This is a genomic window from Pseudanabaena sp. 'Roaring Creek' (genome assembly GCF_001402795.1).
Lineage (GTDB): Bacteria > Cyanobacteriota > Cyanobacteriia > Pseudanabaenales > Pseudanabaenaceae > Pseudanabaena.
The window spans coordinates 1-3,919 of sequence record NZ_LIRE01000725.1 but is presented as its reverse complement, the minus strand read 5'-3'; the positions used below and the strand labels follow the sequence as shown (position 1 = coordinate 3,919).

Here is a 3,919-nt window from a genome sequence, read left to right as displayed (position 1 = left end):
AGCCAATTAACGATAGCCAAAATCAAAATCAAAATTAAGCGATCGCCCAAGATAGCGGCGCGCAGCGCTCCCCCATAAAAAAGTATGGAAGTCTTACAGTTAAGCGTTTTGGACTTACCACCAGTTAACCCACTGGGAATAATGCCTAGATTTGGGATTAGCGGAAAAGATGCGGAAGCGATCGCCAAACTAGCCGAGGCAATTGGAGAAATTCGGCTTGACCAATTGCCAGAGGAACTCGCAGGCAAAGGTAAAAGCGATCGCCACACGCAGGCGGCGATACCAATGACAATCGAAGCCAAAAGCATCGAGGACAAAAACGATAAATTTCTGGAAAACCCTATCAATCGCGATAGTTTTCCAGAAATTCTCGAACCCATACCCACTCATGGGTATGTTGAGCATTACTTTGTGATCGGCAAAAACAAGAAAGTATATTTTTATACCAGATACGTCTATCAGGACATTTCTGGAAAACTGCGACACCACCACATCAGCAAGAAACAGACCGAGGCGATCGCCGCACTTTGGAAAAGTGGTGCAAGCGCCAAGGAAATATGTGTGGCGATCGGCAAAAAGTATTTAGGCAAAGATATTAGCTAGGGACTGTTTGAGCTTGACAGGATTTTTGCGGATATACAACTGCACAACCGCCAGCGACTTATGACCCGTAATTTGTTGAATATTGTGTATGTCCATACCGTTCTCATAGAGCTTGGTAATGAACGATCGGCGCAGACTATGCCCAGAAATACCCCGATGGGCATAACCCGCCGCCGCCACAGCCCGACGCAACCATAGATCGGCAGCCTTCCAGCAAATCGGCTGACCGTCCTTAACGGGGGAAGGAAATAACCAAAGACTATTGCAATGGGTAGGACGGTAAGCAGCCAGACCCTCAGCCAACCTGTCAAAAATAAAAGCCTGTCGTGTGGACCTGGAACCATCGGGCGACCCTTTACGAATATGGGCGGGAAAAGTAATTTCGGGCAGCGCTCGACAATTGCCATCGTACACATCAGAAATTTTCAACTTAGCGATCGCACCAAATCGCTCGCCCGTATAACGAGCGATCGTAAAAAATAATTTATGGTCGCGAGACTTTAATTGCTTAAAAATGCGATCGAGTTCGGCATCACTCAAAATTTCGGCTTGACCGTTGCGATTATTTTTCCCCATGTCAACATTCCACTTTTAGAAGAAATAGATAGAAAAGTGGAATAGATGCAACTATCACCACCCAAGAGTATAGCCCTAAAGTCAATCAGCGTATAGTTATCAACAAAAAAAGAGAGCTTCCATTTTTATACAAAAGTGGAAGATTGCCGTCGCGGAGACAGCGATCTAAATTAATGGATGACTTGACAATCTCGTTACACTCACTCGCCTTGGGAAGTCAAGCAGCGAGGCAAACTTTCAAAAGATGGCTGGATCATTAGCAGATTTTAAATATATCGCCGATGACGGCAGCGCGTGGTTAGTCAGGATTGACAAATCCAACGCACTCGCCACAGGGACGGGATTCGTACCACTTACCCAAGCCGACTTAGGTTTGAAATATCTACCAAGAAACCTTGAACTTAGATATGTCAACTGTCGGCATCCAACCCGCCCCATCAATCGGACAATTTACTGTCAGTCAACATCCGCCCCAATTTGGCTGGGAACTACTAAAACTATTTCCTTGCGCGACTATCAAGATGGAAGTGTGCAAGCTTTCAATGTTGGTAAGCGAGTTGCAGAGAAAGAAAAGTACCGAGTTAATTTAACCGACACGTACCAAAACGACACCCCATAAGAAAGATATGGCATCTGGAACAAGCAGATACAAATACAAAACAGATAAAGGGAATATTTTCTATGCTCGTACCGATAACGCTCCAGAATTACAACCAATTCGCGGGGCTGAACCAGTCGGCAACGTCACGGAAAGTATTACTTTTGAGTTTTCCAAAAATGCAAAAGAAGTAGGCATGAAGCCACGTTCTTGCATTTTGAAACTAAAGGGAACTCAATCAGCAACAGGCTGTTTAATCAGCCCGAATTCAATTACAAAGCGCGTTATCGTGCTTGACCCTGCAACTGTATTACCCCAACAGGGAAGCGAAATTACAGTTAATGGGCGCGTTTGGATAGTCTCGTCCATCTCTTCAGAACACGCTAGATAGGTTAATAACAATGGCTCGTGGTATTCAACTAAAAGAATGCAAGTATGAGATTGATATCTTTGTAGGGGCGAACAAAGTCCGCACTGTGCTTAACATTTGCTATATCCACATGGATAAATTCAATGTAGGCACGGCTGATAACAAAATCAAGGAAAGCGGAAGTGCAATCACTCCTATCCCTTTTAATATTTCATTGCGAAAGAATGAAAGGGAAATTGGTATCCATCCCAGACACGTAATCTGTAGACGGGAAGAAACAGGCTCGGCTAGCGCTTGCTATGGCGTAAAGCCCAAACGCCTTGTCATGATTCCCGTGCTGACTTTGGCACAATTCAACACCCTCCAAGAATACGACCTCAAATTAGGCGGTACTCAGCCTAATACAACTATCAGGGTCAACCATAGCAACGACGGTACGGCTTTCTTGGATTACACGATCATCCATAAAGTCGATCAATTCATGCTGTAAGCATCTCTTAGCAATCCTTTCCAATTCATTCTCAAATCAAAATAACTTAAGGAGAAATAAACCATCATGTCCAATCCAACCAGTACGCAGCTCCTCAATGTTGCAGATACCGCGCTAGCCAGTGCCTTAACCTCTCTTGGCTTGCCAGCTACCAGCGATGCACGCTTGGCAATTCGCGAAATCTTGAATGCTTTGCAAACTCAATATGCTACTAATTTTGGTGCAACAGCACCCCTAGTTACCTACACCAGTAGCAAGAGCGCTCAAAATATCGATCTGGAAACCCAGCGTGAAACTTATACCTTCACGGTAGATATGGCGATCTCTCTCACCGCGCCCAAAGATGAGCCTGTGGTAGCCACACCTTAGGCAAAATCTAGGAACAATCAAACCCAGATAGCGTTTGTCAAAGTGGCGATCGCTATCTCGGTCATAGCGATCGCCTTTGGCTGTGGCTAATCAAGCTATTGTGCAAATTTATAAAATACCAGTGGTTCCAATGGTCGAAACTTTTGTAGGAATCTTAGTCAGTATCCTTACAGGACTGATGTTTTACGGGATTAAGAGAATCGACTCTCTCGACGAGAGAATCGATAAAATTCAAGTATTCTTGGCAAGATTTGAGAGCTATTTACCCAAACGTAGAAGCGATCGCAACCGAAACCAAGACGATCAACATCACACCACAACAAACGAGCCTTGGTATTCGGAAAATTCTGGAATAGAGTTATAGCTCCATGTCGCAGGCTCAGACACTACAGGATATCTATTCCAAGATTGCCGATATTTACGATAAATTCTGCAATCTTGGTACGACTAGCGATACCTATACCAGTATCGCTAGCCCTTTAGTTTTGGATGCCAATGCCTATACGAGTAGTTCGGGAATTACCTTAACCAATCCCACTAATTCCCAAGAAATTACCGACGCTCAAACCCAGCTAAACAATCTATTAAACCTAGCTTTGAAGCTTGCCAAAGACGATCGGCTCAGTACGGACGAGATTGTAACCCAAAGCGACGGCTCGATCGTCCCAATTCCCAAAGGTTCCCCGATTGCTCTTCTTCCAGAATTAATTAAAGTTTTGGTTTTATTCAAAGCACCTCTAAAAGTGCTTTTGAACATAGTTGTAAATATCATTGAAGAAGTTCTCTTAGAACATATTAAGAGAAAGCTCAACGAGAAAACCGCACAGCTTTACGGAGTAACAAATATCACAGCTTCGGCAGTCGTCAAGATACCGAAAGATGCTGAAAAACTTTATTGTCGGTTTACCAATAT

The 3,919-nt window shown here is 44.0% G+C and carries 8 protein-coding genes; 7 read left to right on the top strand and 1 reads right to left on the bottom strand.

The window, feature by feature from the left end:
- Nucleotides 1-84 precede the first annotated feature (84 nt).
- Nucleotides 85-603, top strand: coding sequence for a hypothetical protein (locus tag AC805_RS21310; RefSeq protein WP_156341521.1), 519 nt, complete (start codon nt 85-87; stop codon nt 601-603).
- On the opposite strand, the gene AC805_RS21305 is transcribed toward AC805_RS21310, so the two are convergent.
- The gene (locus tag AC805_RS21305) at nt 583-1,179 is read right to left on the bottom strand and encodes a site-specific integrase (protein ID WP_055077264.1); all 597 of its coding nucleotides are present in this window, start codon (nt 1,177-1,179) and stop codon (nt 583-585) included. The genes AC805_RS21310 and AC805_RS21305 overlap by 21 nt on opposite strands.
- A gap of 244 nt (nt 1,180-1,423) precedes the next feature.
- Between AC805_RS21305 and AC805_RS21300 the strand changes: the two genes are divergently transcribed.
- The 6 genes from AC805_RS21300 to AC805_RS21275 all read left to right on the top strand — a co-directional run.
- Entirely contained in the window at nt 1,424-1,798 is a 375-nt protein-coding gene (locus AC805_RS21300) for a hypothetical protein (protein ID WP_055077263.1), read from the top strand.
- Nucleotides 1,799-1,805: 7 nt separating this feature from the next.
- The gene (locus AC805_RS21295; RefSeq protein WP_055077262.1) at nt 1,806-2,168 is read left to right on the top strand and encodes a hypothetical protein; all 363 of its coding nucleotides are present in this window, start codon (nt 1,806-1,808) and stop codon (nt 2,166-2,168) included.
- Between the two features lie 10 nt (nt 2,169-2,178).
- Nucleotides 2,179-2,637, top strand: a complete 459-nt coding sequence (locus AC805_RS21290) for a hypothetical protein (protein ID WP_055077261.1) — start codon at nt 2,179-2,181, stop codon at nt 2,635-2,637.
- Nucleotides 2,638-2,703: 66 nt separating this feature from the next.
- Nucleotides 2,704-3,006, top strand: a complete 303-nt coding sequence (locus AC805_RS21285; protein ID WP_055077260.1) for a hypothetical protein — start codon at nt 2,704-2,706, stop codon at nt 3,004-3,006.
- A 130-nt stretch (nt 3,007-3,136) separates the two neighbouring features.
- Nucleotides 3,137-3,370, top strand: coding sequence for a hypothetical protein (locus AC805_RS21280; protein ID WP_156341520.1), 234 nt, complete (start codon nt 3,137-3,139; stop codon nt 3,368-3,370).
- A gap of 4 nt (nt 3,371-3,374) precedes the next feature.
- The coding region (locus tag AC805_RS21275; RefSeq protein ID WP_156341519.1) for a hypothetical protein at nt 3,375-3,919 on the top strand (545 nt) is incomplete at its 3' end.

Coding starts and splice junctions, on each gene's coding strand:
- AC805_RS21310 (WP_156341521.1), top strand. CDS start 85: ATGGAAGTCTTACAGTTAAGCGTTTTGGACTTACCACCAGTTAACCCA.
- AC805_RS21305 (WP_055077264.1), bottom strand. CDS start 1,179: ATGGGGAAAAATAATCGCAACGGTCAAGCCGAAATTTTGAGTGATGCC.
- AC805_RS21300 (WP_055077263.1), top strand. CDS start 1,424: ATGGCTGGATCATTAGCAGATTTTAAATATATCGCCGATGACGGCAGC.
- AC805_RS21295 (WP_055077262.1), top strand. CDS start 1,806: ATGGCATCTGGAACAAGCAGATACAAATACAAAACAGATAAAGGGAAT.
- AC805_RS21290 (WP_055077261.1), top strand. CDS start 2,179: ATGGCTCGTGGTATTCAACTAAAAGAATGCAAGTATGAGATTGATATC.
- AC805_RS21285 (WP_055077260.1), top strand. CDS start 2,704: ATGTCCAATCCAACCAGTACGCAGCTCCTCAATGTTGCAGATACCGCG.
- AC805_RS21280 (WP_156341520.1), top strand. CDS start 3,137: ATGGTCGAAACTTTTGTAGGAATCTTAGTCAGTATCCTTACAGGACTG.